General features: G+C 65.8%; 12 protein-coding genes and 2 tRNA genes. 11 read left to right on the forward strand and 3 right to left on the reverse strand.

Annotation, left to right across the window (positions count from 1 at the left end; genetic code table 11):
• Window positions 1-7 precede the first annotated feature (7 nt).
• Entirely contained in the window at window positions 8-151 is a 144-nt protein-coding gene (gene rpmH / locus AC0KS4_RS24745; RefSeq protein WP_003874369.1) for a 50S ribosomal protein L34, read from the reverse strand.
• Window positions 152-753: 602 nt separating this feature from the next.
• Here rpmH and dnaA point away from each other — a divergent pair.
• The 9 genes from dnaA to AC0KS4_RS24790 all read left to right on the forward strand — a co-directional run bounded on the left by dnaA (window position 754) and on the right by AC0KS4_RS24790 (window position 13,272).
• The gene (dnaA, locus tag AC0KS4_RS24750; protein WP_338341723.1) at window positions 754-2,289 is read left to right on the forward strand and encodes a chromosomal replication initiator protein DnaA; all 1,536 of its coding nucleotides are present in this window, start codon (window positions 754-756) and stop codon (window positions 2,287-2,289) included.
• A gap of 533 nt (window positions 2,290-2,822) precedes the next feature.
• Window positions 2,823-4,022: a DNA polymerase III subunit beta gene (gene dnaN / locus AC0KS4_RS24755; protein WP_238955262.1), complete on the forward strand. Its 1,200-nt coding sequence runs from the start codon at window positions 2,823-2,825 to the stop codon at window positions 4,020-4,022.
• Window positions 4,023-5,180: a DNA replication/repair protein RecF gene (gene recF, locus AC0KS4_RS24760; protein ID WP_238955264.1), complete on the forward strand. Its 1,158-nt coding sequence runs from the start codon at window positions 4,023-4,025 to the stop codon at window positions 5,178-5,180.
• Entirely contained in the window at window positions 5,177-5,740 is a 564-nt protein-coding gene (locus AC0KS4_RS24765; protein ID WP_225329880.1) for a DUF721 family protein, read from the forward strand. Before recF ends, AC0KS4_RS24765 begins: the two co-directional genes overlap by 4 nt.
• A 256-nt stretch (window positions 5,741-5,996) precedes the next feature.
• A complete protein-coding gene (gyrB, locus tag AC0KS4_RS24770) occupies window positions 5,997-8,030 on the forward strand; it encodes a DNA topoisomerase (ATP-hydrolyzing) subunit B (protein ID WP_225329881.1) in 2,034 nt (677 codons plus the stop codon).
• A 52-nt stretch (window positions 8,031-8,082) separates the two neighbouring features.
• Window positions 8,083-11,862: an intein-containing DNA gyrase subunit A gene (gyrA, locus tag AC0KS4_RS24775; RefSeq protein ID WP_238955266.1), complete on the forward strand. Its 3,780-nt coding sequence runs from the start codon at window positions 8,083-8,085 to the stop codon at window positions 11,860-11,862.
• 146 nt (window positions 11,863-12,008) lie between these two features.
• Entirely contained in the window at window positions 12,009-12,896 is an 888-nt protein-coding gene (locus tag AC0KS4_RS24780; RefSeq protein WP_225329883.1) for a DUF3566 domain-containing protein, read from the forward strand.
• Between the two features lie 81 nt (window positions 12,897-12,977).
• Window positions 12,978-13,051: transfer RNA gene (locus tag AC0KS4_RS24785), tRNA-Ile, on the forward strand.
• A gap of 148 nt (window positions 13,052-13,199) precedes the next feature.
• Window positions 13,200-13,272, forward strand: a tRNA-Ala gene (locus tag AC0KS4_RS24790).
• Window positions 13,273-13,298: 26 nt separating this feature from the next.
• Here AC0KS4_RS24790 and AC0KS4_RS24795 read toward each other — a convergent pair.
• Window positions 13,299-13,862, reverse strand: a complete 564-nt coding sequence (locus tag AC0KS4_RS24795; RefSeq protein WP_238955268.1) for a TetR/AcrR family transcriptional regulator — start codon at window positions 13,860-13,862, stop codon at window positions 13,299-13,301.
• A 197-nt stretch (window positions 13,863-14,059) separates the two neighbouring features.
• Between AC0KS4_RS24795 and AC0KS4_RS24800 the strand changes: the two genes are divergently transcribed.
• On the forward strand, window positions 14,060-15,280 hold the full coding sequence (locus tag AC0KS4_RS24800; RefSeq protein ID WP_238955270.1) for a cytochrome P450: 1,221 nt from the start codon (window positions 14,060-14,062) through the stop codon (window positions 15,278-15,280).
• On the opposite strand, the gene cwsA is transcribed toward AC0KS4_RS24800, so the two are convergent.
• The gene (gene cwsA, locus AC0KS4_RS24805; protein ID WP_225329886.1) at window positions 15,277-15,711 is read right to left on the reverse strand and encodes a cell wall synthesis protein CwsA; all 435 of its coding nucleotides are present in this window, start codon (window positions 15,709-15,711) and stop codon (window positions 15,277-15,279) included. The genes AC0KS4_RS24800 and cwsA overlap by 4 nt on opposite strands.
• A 171-nt stretch (window positions 15,712-15,882) precedes the next feature.
• On the opposite strand from cwsA, the gene AC0KS4_RS24810 reads away from it, so the two are divergent.
• Window positions 15,883-16,431, forward strand: a complete 549-nt coding sequence (locus AC0KS4_RS24810) for a peptidylprolyl isomerase (protein WP_238955273.1) — start codon at window positions 15,883-15,885, stop codon at window positions 16,429-16,431.
• The last annotated feature ends 16 nt before the right edge of the window (window positions 16,432-16,447 follow it).

The following is a 16,447-nucleotide window of genomic DNA, read 5'->3' on the forward strand; positions in this document are numbered from 1 at the left end:
CCCGCGATCAGGCAGATAACGCGCGGCGGCCCTTGCGGCGACGACCGGACACGATCGCGCGTCCGGCACGAGTGCGCATCCGCAAGCGGAAGCCATGCACGCGGGCTCGGCGCCGGTTATTCGGCTGGAAGGTCCGCTTGCCCTTGGCCACGACGTTCTCCTCGTTGTTTGCCATCCGGCCGCTCAGACGTTTCGCTTCGGGCTCGTCTGCGTTCGGACCGGAGGTGGTCTTGCTGCTACTGGCCGGCGCGGTCCCCATGTGGTTCTGGGTCGCAGCCGTATCGCCGACTTTCGGGCGACTGTTTGAGGGTACTGACGAGCCTTCGCCTGGTCAAACCTGGCCTGCCGCAACGCAGCCGCGGGGGGTGGGCGAGAGATTTTCCGTTCCGGTCACACTCACCTCCGACGTGACTACGATGACGAGCCGAACCAAGGCCCCACTGACCCTAAACGACCCGATTGGAATGCAGCGGAACGGTTGGCAGCCGCACGGAAAACTGTTAGCTTCTGCCCAAGTCGTTTTAGACTGAACCAGCGCTCGACAACGAAGCGAGGATGGTGGATCGACTAGCTGCCTAGACAACCTTTTTGGGTTTTCTTCCAGCGCGGAGATCGCGAGCCGTCGCCGGTAGGTTGTGGCTCGCATACGATCACCCTGTCCACACCTGTGTATAACTATGTGGACAGCCGTTTTGTCGCCAGGCGTGAGTTGTACTTCGACCCGGGACGTTCGAGAACCAGGGAGATGCGTCGTTGACCGATGACCCGGGTTCAGGCTTCACGACAGTGTGGAATGCGGTCGTTTCCGAGCTCAACGGCGACCCCACCGCAGACGGCGTGGCCGCCAACCGCACCACCCTGGTTACTCCCCTCACCCCGCAGCAAAGGGCATGGCTGAATCTGGTCCGGCCGCTGACGATCGTCGAGGGGTTTGCCCTGCTGTCGGTACCGAGCAGCTTCGTGCAAAACGAAATCGAACGTCATCTGCGGGCCCCGATCACCGATGCGCTCAGCCGCCGGCTCGGGCAACAGATCCAACTGGGGGTCCGCATCGCTCCCCCACCCGACGATGTCGAGGACGCGTTGATCCCGCCGGCGGAACCTTTCCCCGGGTCCGACGGCTCCGTCCTGGGTGACGACGCCACCCTCGACACCGACGAACCGTTCGACAACGGCGCGGCCGTCGACGGCGCCCAGCCCGGCTGGCCGAACTACTTCACCGAGCGGCCGCACGCCATCGACCCCGCCGTCGCCGCCGTCACGAGCCTCAACCGCCGCTACACCTTCGACACGTTCGTCATCGGCGCCTCCAACCGGTTCGCCCATGCCGCGGCCCTGGCGATCGCCGAGGCCCCGGCCCGCGCATACAACCCCTTGTTCATCTGGGGTGAATCCGGTCTCGGTAAGACCCACCTGCTGCATGCCGCCGGCAATTACGCGCAGCGTCTGTTCCCGGGGATGCGGGTCAAGTACGTCTCCACCGAGGAATTCACCAACGACTTCATCAACTCGCTGCGCGACGACCGCAAGGTGGCTTTCAAGCGCAGCTATCGCGACGTCGACGTGCTGCTCGTCGATGACATTCAGTTCATCGAGGGCAAGGAAGGGATCCAGGAAGAGTTCTTCCACACCTTCAACACGTTGCACAACGCCAACAAGCAGATCGTCATCTCCTCGGACCGGCCGCCCAAACAGCTCGCCACCCTGGAAGACCGGCTCCGAACGCGGTTCGAGTGGGGTCTGATCACCGACGTGCAGCCTCCGGAGCTGGAAACCCGGATCGCGATCTTGCGCAAGAAGGCTCAGATGGAGCGCCTCGCGGTCCCGGACGACGTCCTCGAACTCATCGCCAGCAGCATCGAGCGCAACATCCGCGAGCTCGAGGGCGCCCTGATCCGGGTGACCGCGTTCGCCTCGCTGAATAAAACCCCGATCGACAAGGCGCTGGCGGAAATCGTGCTTCGCGATTTGATCGCCGACGCGAGCACCATGCAGATCAGTGCGGCCACCATCATGGCCGCCACCGCCGAATACTTCGACACCACCGTGGAGGAACTCCGCGGCCCGGGCAAGACGCGGGCGCTGGCCCAGTCACGCCAGATCGCGATGTATCTGTGCCGTGAGCTCACCGATCTGTCGCTGCCCAAGATCGGGCAGGCCTTCGGCCGCGACCACACCACGGTCATGTACGCGCAGCGCAAGATTTTGTCCGAGATGGCCGAGCGGCGTGAAGTTTTTGATCACGTCAAGGAGCTCACCACTCGCATCCGGCAGCGCTCCAAGCGCTGAATCCTGCGTTTCGAGGCCTCGGCGGCTAATTTTTTCGAGAAACTTCTCGCGCGTCCGTCACATCCGCCACACCCAGGGCTTGTGCGTAGCCTGTGCACACCGCGCTCATACACCGGTGCAATATTGGGCGGTCGGTACACACCTGTCGTTCGTCCCCAACTGGACCCACACACGACTCACACCCGCCGCGCCGCGATCCACATCCCGATCGTCGCGCTAGCTGCACCGGGACGGCTCTGTCCCCAAAATGCACAGGCCTTAATACTGTTACTGAGATCTCTTCATCGGTTCTTCTTTGAAATACAGGCTTGGGGACGTTCGGTGCACACCCCCCGTCAGAGCCATCGTCAGATCGTTTTGTCGGCCTTTGCGATTAGCTTTCAAGATGGCCCCGGAGGATCTACGGTTGTTCTTCGACTGCCGTTACGGTCGTCGTCGGCGCATCGCGTCACCGGCGCTCGTGGCGGGGCCCCGTGCTAGCGGGGGGAGGCTAGCCAAAATGGATTCGAAAACGCTGAAGGTGAAGGGACGCTATGGACGCGGCGACGACAACGGCTGGCCTCAGCGACTTGAAGTTTCGTTTGGTGCGGGAGACTTTCGCCGACGCGGTGTCGTGGGTGGCGAAGAACCTGCCGTCCAGACCCGCGGTGCCGGTGCTGTCCGGTGTGCTGCTGTCCGGGACCGATGACGGCCTGACGATCTCCGGGTTCGATTACGAAGTATCCGCGGAAGCGCAGGTAGCGGCCGAAATCGCTTCTCCTGGAAGTGTTTTGGTCTCCGGACGGCTGTTGTCAGACATCGTCCGGGCGTTGCCGAACAAGCCGATCGATTTCTACGTCGACGGCAATCGGGTGGCGCTGAACTGTGGGAATGCCAGGTTCTCGTTGCCGACGATGGCGGTCGAGGATTACCCGACGCTGCCGGCCCTGCCGGACGAGACGGGGACGCTGCCCGCCGATCTGTTCGCCGAGGCGATCAGCCAGGTGGCCATCGCGGCCGGCCGCGACGACACGTTGCCGATGTTGACCGGCATCCGGGTGGAGATTTCGGGAGACACGGTGGTCTTGGCCGCCACCGACCGGTTCCGGTTGGCGGTTCGCGAGGTGACCTGGTCGGCGGCCTCACCGGACATCGAAGCCGCGGTCCTGGTCCCGGCCAAGACGCTGGCCGAAGCCGCCCGGGCCGGCACCGACGGTTCTGAGGTTCGTTTGTCGCTGGGTGCGGGCGCCGGCGTCGGCAAAGACGGCTTGCTCGGCATCAGCGGGAACGGCAAGCGCAGCACCACGCGCCTGCTCGACGCGGAATTCCCGAAGTTCCGCCAGCTGTTGCCGGCCGAGCACACCGCCGTCGCGACGATCAACGTGTCGGAGTTGACCGAGGCCATCAAGTTGGTGGCGCTGGTCGCCGATCGAGGCGCTCAGGTGCGGATGGAATTCAGTGAGGGATCGCTGCGGCTCTCCGCGGGGGCCGACGATGTCGGTCGGGCCGAGGAAGACCTGGCGATCGATTTCGCCGGCGAGCCGCTGACGATTGCCTTCAACCCGACGTACTTGACCGACGGGCTGGGATCGGTTCATTCCGAGCGGGTGTCGTTTGGTTTCACGACCCCGGGCAAGCCCGCGCTGCTGCGCCCGGCGCTGGACGATGACAGCCACCCGACCGGCACGGGCCCTTTCAGCGCGCTACCGACCGATTACGTCTACCTGTTGATGCCCGTCCGGTTGCCCGGCTAGGTGTACGTCCGGCATTTAGGACTGCGCGACTTCCGGTCCTGGGCATACGCCGACCTCGACTTGCAACCCGGTCGGACGGTCTTCATTGGTTCGAATGGATTCGGGAAGACGAATCTTCTTGAGGCGCTGTGGTATTCGAGCACCTTGGGTTCACACCGGGTGGGAACTGACGCACCGTTGATCCGGGCCGGCGCCGCCCGGGCGGTGGTCTCCACGATCGTGGTCAACGAGGGCAGGGAATGTGCGGTCGATCTGGAAATCGCTGCGGGGCGGGCGAATAAGGCGCGGCTGAACCGTTCACCGGTGCGCAGCACCCGCGAGGTCATCGGCGTCCTGCGCGCGGTGTTGTTCGCGCCCGAGGATTTGGCGTTGGTGCGCGGCGACCCGTCAGAGCGGCGGCGCTATCTCGACGACCTGGCGACGGTCCGTCGCCCGGCGGTAGCGGCGGTGCGCGCCGACTACGAAAAAGTCCTACGACAGCGGACCGCGTTGTTGAAATCCGTGTCCGGGGCGCGGTATCGCGGCGATCGAGGCGCACTGGACACGCTCGACGTCTGGGACAGTCGCCTGGCCGAACACGGTGCCCAATTGATGGCCGCCCGTATCGATTTGGTGAACCAGTTGGCGCCCGAGGTCGAGAAGGCCTATCAGCTGTTGGCCCCGGGATCGCGGGTGGCGTCGATCAACTACCGATCCAGCCTCGGTGCCGACGCCGCGGCGGATGTCGCCGGCGGTGACCGGGAATTCCTGGAAGCTGCTTTGTTGGCGGCGTTGTCGGCGCGGCGCGATGCGGAGTTGGAGCGCGGCATGTGTTTGGTCGGCCCGCACCGCGACGACCTGGAACTGTGGCTCGGTGATCAGCCGGCGAAAGGCTTTGCCAGCCATGGGGAATCGTGGTCGTTCGCGTTGGCGCTGCGGCTCGCCGCCTACGAGTTGCTGCGCGCCGACGAAAGTGACCCGGTGTTGTTGCTTGACGACGTGTTCGCCGAGCTCGACGCCGCGCGGCGCCGCGCGCTGGCCGCGGTGGCCGAATCGGCAGAGCAGGTGCTGGTCACGGCCGCCGTGGTCGAGGACATCCCGGCGGGCTGGGACATTCGACAGGTCTACGTCGACTTACGCGACAGCGACTCGGGGCGGGTATCGGAGATGCGCGCGTGACCGGCACGGGAGAGGGCCCGGGTCCCGAGGCCGGCGGACCGCCGAGCGAGCTGCGCGGCATCGACTTGGTCAGGCGCACCCTCGAGGAGGCGCGGGCCGCGGCACGGGCTCAAGGGAAAGACGCCGGCCGCGGGCGCGCGGTGTCGCCGTCCCCGCGCCGGGTGGCGGGTCGGCGGCGCAGCTGGTCGGGCCCGGGGCCGGACGTTCGTGACCCCCAACCGTTGGGCAGGGTGGCTCGCGACCTGGCGAAAAAGCGGGGATGGTCCGCGCAGGTCGCCGAGGGCACCGTGCTGGGCAACTGGACAGCGGTGGTCGGCCACCAGATCGCCGACCACGCGGTCCCGACCTCTCTCAACGACGGTGTGCTGAGTGTGGCCGCCGAATCGACGGCGTGGGCCACGCAGTTGCGGATGATTCAGGCGCAGTTGTTGGCCAAAATCGCCGCGGCGGTCGGCGACGGGGTGGTCACGTCGTTGAAAATCACCGGCCCGACCGCGCCGTCGTGGCGCAAGGGGCCGCGCCACATCTCCGGGAGAGGGCCGCGCGACACCTACGGTTAGCGTCGTTCGGGACGCCGTTCGACCCCCGGACAGGGCTTTATCCACAGGCCGCTCAGATCGGCCAGAATCTCGTGGACACCCTGGATGCACGTCGGGACGCGGCCAGAATAAAAAAATCGCCCGCACGGCGCGGTTAGCTGGGTAGAAACGCGGCTAGAAAATCGGTGCGGACGGGGGATCACGCTAGACTAGCCGTGTGCGACTGTTGCGGTGACTGGAACCGCCCGCATGAAACCCCAAGGAGAGCATTCCGACCGTGGCTGCCCAGAAGAAGAAGGCGCAAGACGATTACGGCGCTTCAGCGATCACCGTGCTCGAAGGCCTCGAGGCCGTCCGCAAACGCCCCGGCATGTACATCGGGTCCACCGGCGAGCGTGGCCTGCACCACCTCATCTGGGAGGTGGTCGACAACTCGGTCGACGAGGCGATGGCGGGCTATGCCAACAAGGTCGACGTGCGGATCCTCGATGACGGCAGTGTCGAGGTCGCCGACAACGGCCGCGGAATCCCGGTGGCGATGCACGCGACCGGCGCCCCCACCGTCGACGTGGTGATGACCCAGCTTCACGCCGGCGGCAAGTTCGGCGGTGAGAACAGCGGTTACAACGTCAGTGGTGGCCTGCACGGCGTGGGCGTGTCGGTGGTCAACGCCCTGTCGACCCGTCTCGAGGTAGACATCGCCCGCGACGGCCACGAGTGGTCGCAGTACTACGAGAAGGCCGTACCGGGCACCCTCAAACAGGGTGAGGCCACCAAGCGGACGGGCACGACCATCCGGTTCTGGGCCGATCCCGACATCTTCGAAACCACCCAGTACGACTTCGAGACGGTGGCGCGCCGGCTGCAGGAAATGGCGTTCCTGAACAAGGGGTTGACGATCAACCTCACCGATGAGCGCGTCGAACAGGACGAGGTCGTCGACGAGGTCGTCAGCGACACCGCCGAGGCGCCCAAGTCGGCCCAGGAAAAGGCGGCGGAATCGACTGCGCCGCACAAGGTTAAGCAGCGTACCTTCCACTACCCCGGCGGCCTCGTCGACTTCGTCAAGCACATCAACCGCACCAAGAGCCCGATCCAGCAGAGCATCATCGACTTCGACGGAAAAGGCCCGGGCCACGAGGTCGAAATCGCGATGCAGTGGAACGGCGGCTACTCGGAATCCGTGCACACCTTCGCCAACACCATCAACACGCACGAGGGGGGAACCCACGAAGAGGGCTTCCGCAGCGCGTTGACGTCGGTGGTGAACAAGTACGCCAAAGACAAGAAGCTGCTCAAAGACAAGGACCCGAACCTCACCGGCGACGACATTCGTGAAGGCCTGGCCGCGGTGATCTCGGTGAAGGTCAGCGAACCCCAGTTCGAGGGCCAGACCAAGACCAAACTGGGCAACACCGAAGTGAAGTCGTTTGTGCAGAAGGTCTGCAACGAACAACTCACGCACTGGTTCGAGGCCAACCCCGCGGACGCCAAGGTGGTGGTCAACAAGGCGGTGTCGTCGGCCCAGGCGCGGATCGCCGCGCGCAAGGCGCGAGAGTTGGTGCGCCGCAAGAGCGCTACCGACCTCGGTGGGCTGCCCGGCAAGCTTGCCGACTGCCGCTCGACGGATCCGCGTAAGTCGGAACTGTATGTGGTGGAGGGTGACTCGGCCGGCGGCTCGGCGAAGAGCGGCCGGGACTCGATGTTCCAGGCCATCCTTCCGCTGCGCGGGAAGATCATCAACGTCGAGAAGGCCCGGATCGACCGGGTGTTGAAGAACACCGAAGTGCAGGCGATCATCACCGCGCTGGGCACCGGCATTCACGACGAGTTCGACATCACCAAGCTGCGCTATCACAAGATCGTGCTGATGGCCGACGCCGACGTTGACGGCCAGCACATCTCGACGTTGTTGTTGACGCTGCTATTCCGGTTTATGCGGCCCCTGATCGAGCACGGGCACGTGTTTTTGGCGCAGCCGCCGCTGTACAAACTGAAGTGGCAGCGCAGCGATCCCGAATTCGCCTACTCCGACCGCGAGCGTGACGGCCTGCTGGAGGCCGGGCAGAAGGCGGGCAAGAAGATCAACAAGGACGACGGCATTCAGCGCTACAAGGGTCTCGGCGAGATGGACGCCAAGGAATTGTGGGAAACCACAATGGATCCCACCGTCCGGGTGTTGCGCCAAGTCACGCTGGACGACGCCGCCGCCGCCGACGAGCTGTTCTCGATCCTGATGGGCGAGGACGTCGACGCGCGCCGCAGCTTTATCACCCGTAATGCCAAGGACGTTCGCTTCCTGGACGTCTGAGCGATCATCGCCGCACCGGACTGGACCCTGCTGACCGACCAACGAGGAATACATGACTGACACCACGCTGCCGCCAGGTGACGACTCCGTCGACCGGATCCAGCCGGTTGACATTCAGCAGGAGATGCAGCGCAGCTACATCGATTACGCGATGAGCGTGATCGTCGGCCGCGCGCTGCCCGAGGTGCGCGACGGTCTCAAGCCGGTGCACCGCCGGGTGCTCTATGCGATGTATGACTCCGGGTTCCGCCCGGACCGCAGCCACGCCAAGTCGGCGCGGTCGGTGGCCGAGACGATGGGTAACTACCACCCGCACGGCGACGCCTCGATCTACGACACCCTGGTGCGGATGGCGCAGCCGTGGTCGCTGCGCTATCCCTTGGTCGACGGGCAGGGCAACTTCGGTTCGCCCGGCAACGACCCGCCGGCGGCCATGAGGTATTGCGTCACGGCGGATGCATTGGTGCGGTTGCCATTCGGGCAATCCGTGCGGATCGGCGACGTCGTCCCGGGCGCAAAGCCGAATACGGACAACGTGACTGAGTTGAAGGTTCTCGATCGGCACGGCAATCCCGTCGCCGCTGATCGCCTGTTCCATTCGGGCGACCATCAGACCTACACAGTGCGCACCGCCGAAGGTTACGAGGTGACGGGCACAGCGAATCACCCGCTGCTGTGCCTGGTCGACGTCGGTGGCGTACCGACCCTGCTGTGGAAGCTGATCGAAGAGATCCGACCCGACGACTGCGTAGTGTTGCAGCGCACTCCCCCAATGGAAATCGGTCCCGCCGACTGGCAGCCGACCATGGAGGCCCTGCTGCTCGGGGCATTCATCAGCGAGGGCTTCGTATCCGAAGCGCGCGCTGGTTTCAACAATCTCGATCGCGACTTCTTCAACACGGTGGTCACCGCGTATGACGCCGTCGTGGGCGGCACCCGTTATGTGTCGGAACGGACGATTGCGTCGGGATCGCTGCTGTACGAACTCGATATCCACAATGTCGACGCCCTGCGGGGTAGCCGTCTTTGGGATGTCGTCGGACAGCGTTCAGCCGACAAGGCTGTACCGGAATGGCTTTGGCAGGCGCCGGCCAGCGTCAAGCGCGCGTTCCTGCAGGCGCTGTTCGAAGGCGACGGGTCGTGCTCCGTACTGCCCCGCAACACGATTCAGATCTCGTACTCGACGCGCAGCGAGCGGCTGGCAAAAGACGTCCAGCAGGTGCTGCTGGAATTCGGCGTCGTTTCGCGCCGCTACCGGCACGCCGTCGGGGAGCACAAGATCGTCGTCACGAACCGTGCCCAGGCCGAACTGTTCGCCGCGCAAATCGGTTTCGGCGGTGCCAAACAAGCCAAGCTCACCAGTATCCTGAGCGCGATGCCGCCGTGTGCCGGTATGGACAGCGACCACGTTCCCGGGCTGGCGCGGTTCATCCGCCGACACTGCGGCAGCCGCTGGGCCGACAAGGACTGGTTGAACCGCCACAACATCGACCGCATCCAGCGGTGGCGCACACGGGGCGCGGAGATCCTTTCGCACATCGCCGACCGGGATGTCCGCGCAATCGCAACGGAACTCACCGACGGACGCTTCTATTACGCGAAGGTCGCCTTTGTCACCGAGGCCGGCGTCCAGCCGGTGTACAGCCTTCGCGTCGACACCGAGGACCATGCGTTCCTCACCAACGGTTTCGTCAGCCACAACACCGAAGCGCGGCTGACGCCGCTCGCGATGGAAATGCTGCGCGAAATCGACGAGGAGACAGTCGATTTCATCCCCAACTACGACGGCCGGGTGCAGGAACCCACCGTCTTGCCCAGCCGGTTCCCCAACCTGCTGGCCAATGGGTCCGGTGGCATCGCCGTCGGAATGGCGACCAACATCCCGCCGCACAACCTGCGCGAGCTGGCCGAAGCCGTCTACTGGTGCCTGGACAATCACGAGGCCGACGAGGAGGCCACGCTGGCCGCGGTCCGCGAGCGGGTCAAGGGCCCCGACTTCCCCACCCACGGCCTGATCGTCGGGTCGCAGGGCATCCACGACGCATACACCACGGGGCGCGGCTCGATCCGGATGCGCGGAGTCGTTGAGATAGAAGAGGATTCACGCGGACGCACCTCGCTGGTCATCACCGAGCTGCCGTACCAGGTGAACCACGACAACTTCATCACCTCGATCGCCGAGCAGGTCCGCGACGGCAAGCTCGCCGGCATCTCCAACATCGAGGACCAGTCCAGCGACCGGGTCGGCTTGCGCATCGTCGTGGAGATCAAGCGCGACGCCGTCGCCAAGGTGGTGCTGAACAACCTCTACAAGCACACCCAGTTGCAGACGAGCTTCGGTGCGAACATGTTGGCCATCGTCGACGGGGTGCCGCGCACCCTGCGCCTCGACCAGATGATCCGCCACTACGTCAATCACCAACTCGACGTCATCGTCCGGCGCACCACCTACCGGCTGCGCAAGGCCAACGAACGCGCGCACATCTTGCGCGGTCTGGTCAAAGCGCTCGACGCGCTGGACGAGGTCATCGCGCTGATCCGCGCGTCGGAGACCGTGGACATCGCGCGTGCCGGCCTGATCGACCTGCTGGATATCGACGAAATCCAGGCCCAGGCCATCCTGGACATGCAGCTGCGCCGGCTGGCTGCCCTGGAGCGGCAGCGCATCGTCGACGACCTCGCCAAGATCGAAGCCGAGATCGCCGACCTGGAAGACATCCTGGCCAAGCCCGAGCGGCAGCGCCGGATCGTGCACGACGAGCTGTCCGAAATCGTCGACAAGCACGGCGACGAGCGGCGCACCCGGATCATCGCCGCCGACGGCGACGTCAACGACGAGGACCTGATCGCCCGCGAGGACGTCGTCGTCACCATCACCGAGACCGGCTACGCCAAACGCACCAAGACCGACCTGTATCGCAGCCAGAAACGCGGCGGCAAGGGCGTCCAGGGCGCGGGGCTGAAGCAGGACGACATCGTGCGGCACTTCTTCGTGTGCTCGACGCACGACTGGATCCTGTTCTTCACCACGCAGGGCCGGGTGTACCGCGCCAAGGCCTACGAACTGCCGGAGGCCTCGCGTACCGCGCGCGGTCAGCACGTCGCCAACCTGCTGGCTTTCCAGCCCGAGGAGCGCATCGCCCAGGTCATCCAGATCCGTGGCTACGAGGACGCGCCGTACCTGGTGCTGGCCACCCGCAACGGCCTGGTGAAGAAGACCAAGCTGACCGACTTCGACTCGAACCGGTCGGGCGGGATCGTGGCCATCAACCTGCGTGACAACGACGAGCTGGTCGGCGCGGTGCTGTGCTCCTCCGAGGAGGACCTGCTGCTGGTGTCGGCGAACGGCCAGTCCATCAGGTTCTCGGCGACCGACGAAGCGCTGCGCCCGATGGGACGCGCCACCTCCGGCGTGCAGGGCATGCGCTTCAACGCCGACGACTATCTGTTGTCGCTCAACGTCGTCCGTGAGGGCACCTACCTGCTGGTGGCGACCTCCGGCGGGTACGCCAAGCGCACCGCGATCGAGGAGTATCCGGTGCAGGGCCGCGGCGGCAAGGGCGTCTTGACGGTGATGTATGACCGCCGGCGTGGCAGGCTGGTCGGTGCGTTGATCGTCGATGAGGACAGCGAGTTGTACGCGATCACCTCGGGAGGCGGCGTCATCCGGACCGCGGCGGGCCAGGTCCGCAAGGCGGGTCGGCAGACCAAGGGCGTGCGGCTGATGAACCTCGGCGAAGAAAACACGCTGTTGGCCATCGCCCGCAATGCCGAAGCGAACGCGGAAGAAGCGGTCGAGGAAATCGAAGGTGGCGCGGAGTCGGAGAGCTAGTCGGCACGAAGCCACTAGACTCAGCCCGATGACGATGCGGGCCGCGGCGCGGCCCGAGGAGGAATTGGGCATTTAGACTCAGCCCGACCAGACACGACGCGACTGCACCGCCTGCGCGGCCAGGGTAGAAGACCTAAGGAGCCGGGGTGACTTCACCGAACGAGCCGGGCGCCCCCAAAAAGGGAGACGTGCCCAACGGGGATGGTTCGGCCGAGCGTGCCGGGGCGCGCCGCGCGGCGCCGCCCACACAGGGCGGGCGTCCCCAGGAGGCCGGGGACGGTCCGCCGTGGCAGCGTGGCGGAGCCCGGCCCCAGCAGCCCCCGCCCCGCCAGAACGAGCCGCCCACCGAGAAGCGGCCGTCGGGTCCGGCCGGCGGGGTTGAGGCCCGGCTGAACCGCTTCATCTCGGGCACCGCCGCGCCGGGAGCCGGCGCTGCGGCGCATTCGAAAGACGCCGACGCGGCGCCTGCCCGCGGCGAGGGATCTCCCGCCGAGGCCTACGCCAGCGAATTGCCGGATCTGTCCGGCCCGGTGCCGCGTGGCCCGCACCGCAAGCCCGCACCCGAACAACGGACGTCGGAGGCTTCGTCGGCGCCCGGCCGTCCGGCACCGGCGGAAGGCCGGGAGGGCCGGGAAAACCGCGACCGGGTGCAGGTGTCGCGGCGGACGCGAGGCCCGGTCCGGGCCAGCATGCAGATCCGCCGGGTTGATCCCTGGAGCACGTTGAAGGTGTCGCTGCTGCTCTCGGTGGCGTTGTTCTTTGTGTGGATGATCGCCGTCGCGTTCCTCTACCTCGTGCTCGGCGGCATGGGTGTGTGGTCGAAGTTGAACAGCAACGTCGGTGACCTGCTGAACAACACCAGCGGCAGCAGCGGCGAACTGGTATCCAGCGGCACGATTTTCGGCGGCGCTGTCTTGATCGGGCTGGTGAACATCGTGCTGCTGACCGCGATGGCGACCATCGCTGCGTTCGTCTACAACCTGACCACCGATCTGATCGGCGGCATCGAAGTCACTCTGGCCGATCGCGACTAGCTGATGGCTAGCTCTGGTGCTGCGTTTTTGGGAGTCGGGCGGCTGGTGCGGTAATCTCGTCGCTCGGCCGTACGCGAGTACGGGCCTATAGCTCAGGCGGTTAGAGCGCTTCGCTGATAACGAAGAGGTCGGAGGTTCGAGTCCTCCTAGGCCCACAACCATGTGCCCGTCAAGACGTTGCGTACGACTCGCACTGCCACTGGGACTGATCGCCGTGTTGGCAGCGGTGGCGCGGTCACGACGTGGAGTCGAGGTCTGGCACGTGGCTGTGGATGACCCAGGTCAACCACACAGTCACGATGAGGGGCCTTAGCTCAGTTGGTAGAGCACCGCCTTTGCAAGGCGGGTGTCAGGGGTTCGATTCCCCTAGGCTCCACAAACCGATCCCCCTTTTCGCGCTGTTCAATTCGCCCTTTTCCTCGAGGTGTAGGACGAGCCGAGGAAGCGTTGCACCAACTCCCGTTCCGCGGCCGGGTCCTTGAGGGGCCAACCCCATAGCGCCAGGAAGACGCGGATCAGCCACTGCGCGGCCAGCGGATCATCGGTGTCGGGCCCCAGCATTTCGGCGGCCAAGCTCGTCACGGTGGGCGAGCTGATCACCCAGTCGCTGACCGGAGCCGCGTGGATCGACCGCATGAGCTGGGCCAGTGGGTCAGACCGCAGGCGCTGCAAGGCGATGATCGTGGCGGCGACGACGCGATCCGGGCCGCGAAGGTCCTTGATGGCTTCCCGTGTGGCGTCGACGATGCGAGCCGCGTGAATACCGACGACGGCGTCGCGGATGGTTGACTTGCCGCCGGCGTGACGGTAAATCGTCGCGGGTGAGCAATGCACACGAGCGGCCAAGGCTTCGATCGTGAAGCCTTCATAACCTCGGTGGGCGATGAGGTCGGCCGCCGCGGTGTAGATCCGCTCGGTGGCTTCGCTGCCGCGATCGCGGCCCACCAACCAGTCGTCACGTGGCATCCACCCATCCTCCCCTACGCTGCGGGGCGCCGAAATACTTCTCGCAGCGTGAGAAATTTCAGAGCCTTTCTTTCACCCGAATGCGCAGCTTGTGACCGGTCCACGTCTTTGTCCCCGATCACGGTCGGTCGCGAGCGCTCATCAACTTCTCCGCGGTCCATTGACCCCGCGGCGAGGCGCACCGGAGCCTGAGACGCGTGACGGCCTTGGACAGCGCGACCCGGTTCTTCGGTAGCGCGGCGATACAGGATCCCTACCCGCTGTATGACCGGATGCGGGCCGAGGCGCCGGTGCACCGCATCGGCGATTCCGTCTTCTACGCCGTGTGCGGTTGGGACGCAGTGCAAGAGGCCGTCGAGCGGGTCGAAGATTTTTCGTCGAACCTCACCGCGACCATGGTCTTCCACGACGACGGCTCCGTCACCCCGTTCGACATGGGGCCACCGGGTGGCCCGACCCAGGTGTTGGCCACCGCGGACGATCCGGTACATGCCATGCACCGGAAGATCCTGCTACCCCATTTGTCGGCCAAGCGCGTCCGGATCATCGAGGAATTCGCGGTCCGGACCGCCGACCGCCTCTGGGAACAGAACCTGCGCGACGGTCAGATCGAATGGATGAGCAGCGTCGCGAATCGGCTGCCGATGATGGTCGTTTGCAAGCTCCTGGGTCTCCCCGACGACGACGTCGACAACCTCATTCGGCTCGGCTACGCCACCACGACATTGCTAGATGGAATCGTCACGTCCGAACAACTCGAGAAGGCTGGGCTCGCCGCGATGGAGCTATCCGGCTATGTGCTGGAGCATTTCGAAAAGGCAAGCGGCAAGCCTGAATCCGGCCTGATCGCCGACCTGGCCGCGCGCTACGCCTCGGGTGAACTAGAGCAACTGCCGGCGCTGGGAATCATGCTGACCCTCTTCAGCGCGGCCGGCGAGTCGACGGCGTCTCTGCTGGGAAGCGCGGCGTGGATCCTCGCCGATCGCCCCGCGATCCAACAGCAGCTCCGCGAAAAGCCGGAATTGCTGAGCGCTTTCATCGAAGAGACCCTGCGCTTCGAGGCCCCGTTTCGGGGCCATTACCGACACGTGTGGCGCGACACCACGCTCGGTGGGGTCGCGGTGCCGGCCGACTCACATCTGCTGTTGATGTGGGGAGCGGCCAACCGCGACCCGGCGCACTTCGAGGCCCCGAACGAATTTCGCCTCGACCGCGTCGCCGGCAAAAGTCACGTCACCTTCGGCAAGGGCGTGCACTTCTGCGTGGGGGCCGCACTGGCACGCTTGGAGGCCCACATCGTGTTGCGGATGCTGCTCGAGCGCACCACTTGGATCAGCGCGGCCGAGGTCGGAGAATGGCTGCCGAGCATTCTGGTTCGGCGCCGCGAGCGGCTGCAGCTGGCCGTGCGGCGACCCTAGGGCCGCGGTTGCACATCCACGCTCGGCGGCCGCGACTGCGGCTCCTGAGGCTTCGCCCGCACCGAGCGCCGGGCGATGCTGAACGCCGCGGCGCCGCCGGCGAGGGCCGCGACGGCAATGCCCGCAATGATCAACGGGCGCTTGCCGCGACGCTGCGCGCGCCGCGCATCCTGCAGCGCCTGCGGCAGGCCGGCGACCACTTCCTGCGCGGCGGCCAACTCCTGGGCGAGTGCCTCCTGGGCGGCCGCGATGTCGGCGGCCAGGCGCCCCTCCTGATACCGGCGACGCAGCTCCGAGGCGGTCGACCGCGCGGACTCGACGCTGAGGCCCACGACTCCGCGGGTGACGTCCACCGGTCCCCTCGCCGAATAGCTCAGGCCGCGGGCCAGTCGCTCCCGCGGGGTGAGCCGGGATTCCGTCTTCGCGCTCATCTGCCGCCCTTCTGTTCCGCTGGTGACGCCTGTCGTGACCCGGCCCGACGGCCGGCCCGATATCTGAACAGACTGCCAGCATAGGGACGTCGGGGGCCGCGATGTGTGTTCGCGGCGTTTTCGTCAGCGGTTCGGATTGGGTGGCACCGCGTGCGGGCGCGCTGACGCGTAGTGGCAGACTCTGGTGCCGTGACTAACAGCCCCTTTCAGACTGCTACCGCCACGCTCCACACCAACCGCGGCGACATCAAGGTCGCGTTGTTCGGAAACCACGCGCCCAAGACCGTCGCCAACTTCGTCGGCCTGGCGCAGGGGACCAAGGAGTACTCGACCCAGAACGCATCGGGAGGCTCCTCCGGCCCGTTCTACGATGGCGCGGTCTTTCACCGGGTGATCCGGGGCTTCATGATCCAGGGCGGCGACCCGACCGGGACCGGCCGCGGTGGCCCGGGGTACAAGTTCGCCGACGAGTTCCACCCCGAACTGCAATTCGACAAGCCCTACCTGCTGGCGATGGCGAACGCGGGCCCGGGCACCAACGGCTCGCAGTTCTTCATCACGGTCGACAAGACGCCGCACCTCAACCGGCGCCACACGATCTTCGGCGAAGTGACCGACCCGGACTCGCAGCAGGTCGTCGAGGCGATCTCGACGACGAGCACCGACGGCAACGACCGTCCCTCCGAGCCGGTCGTCATCGAGTCGATCACCATCTCGTAACCGGGCCCCGCCCGCC

It is taken from the genome of Mycobacterium sp. NTMscope_MAC_12, from assembly GCF_976985675.1.

Excerpts from the sequence above, each read along its gene's own strand:
- dnaN (WP_238955262.1), top strand. The coding sequence starts at position 2,823 with ATGGACGCGGCGACGACAACGGCTGGCCTCAGCGACTTGAAGTTTCGT.
- gyrA (WP_238955266.1), top strand. The coding sequence starts at position 8,083 with ATGACTGACACCACGCTGCCGCCAGGTGACGACTCCGTCGACCGGATC.
- AC0KS4_RS24795 (WP_238955268.1), bottom strand. The coding sequence starts at position 13,862 with ATGCCACGTGACGACTGGTTGGTGGGCCGCGATCGCGGCAGCGAAGCC.
- cwsA (WP_225329886.1), bottom strand. The coding sequence starts at position 15,711 with ATGAGCGCGAAGACGGAATCCCGGCTCACCCCGCGGGAGCGACTGGCC.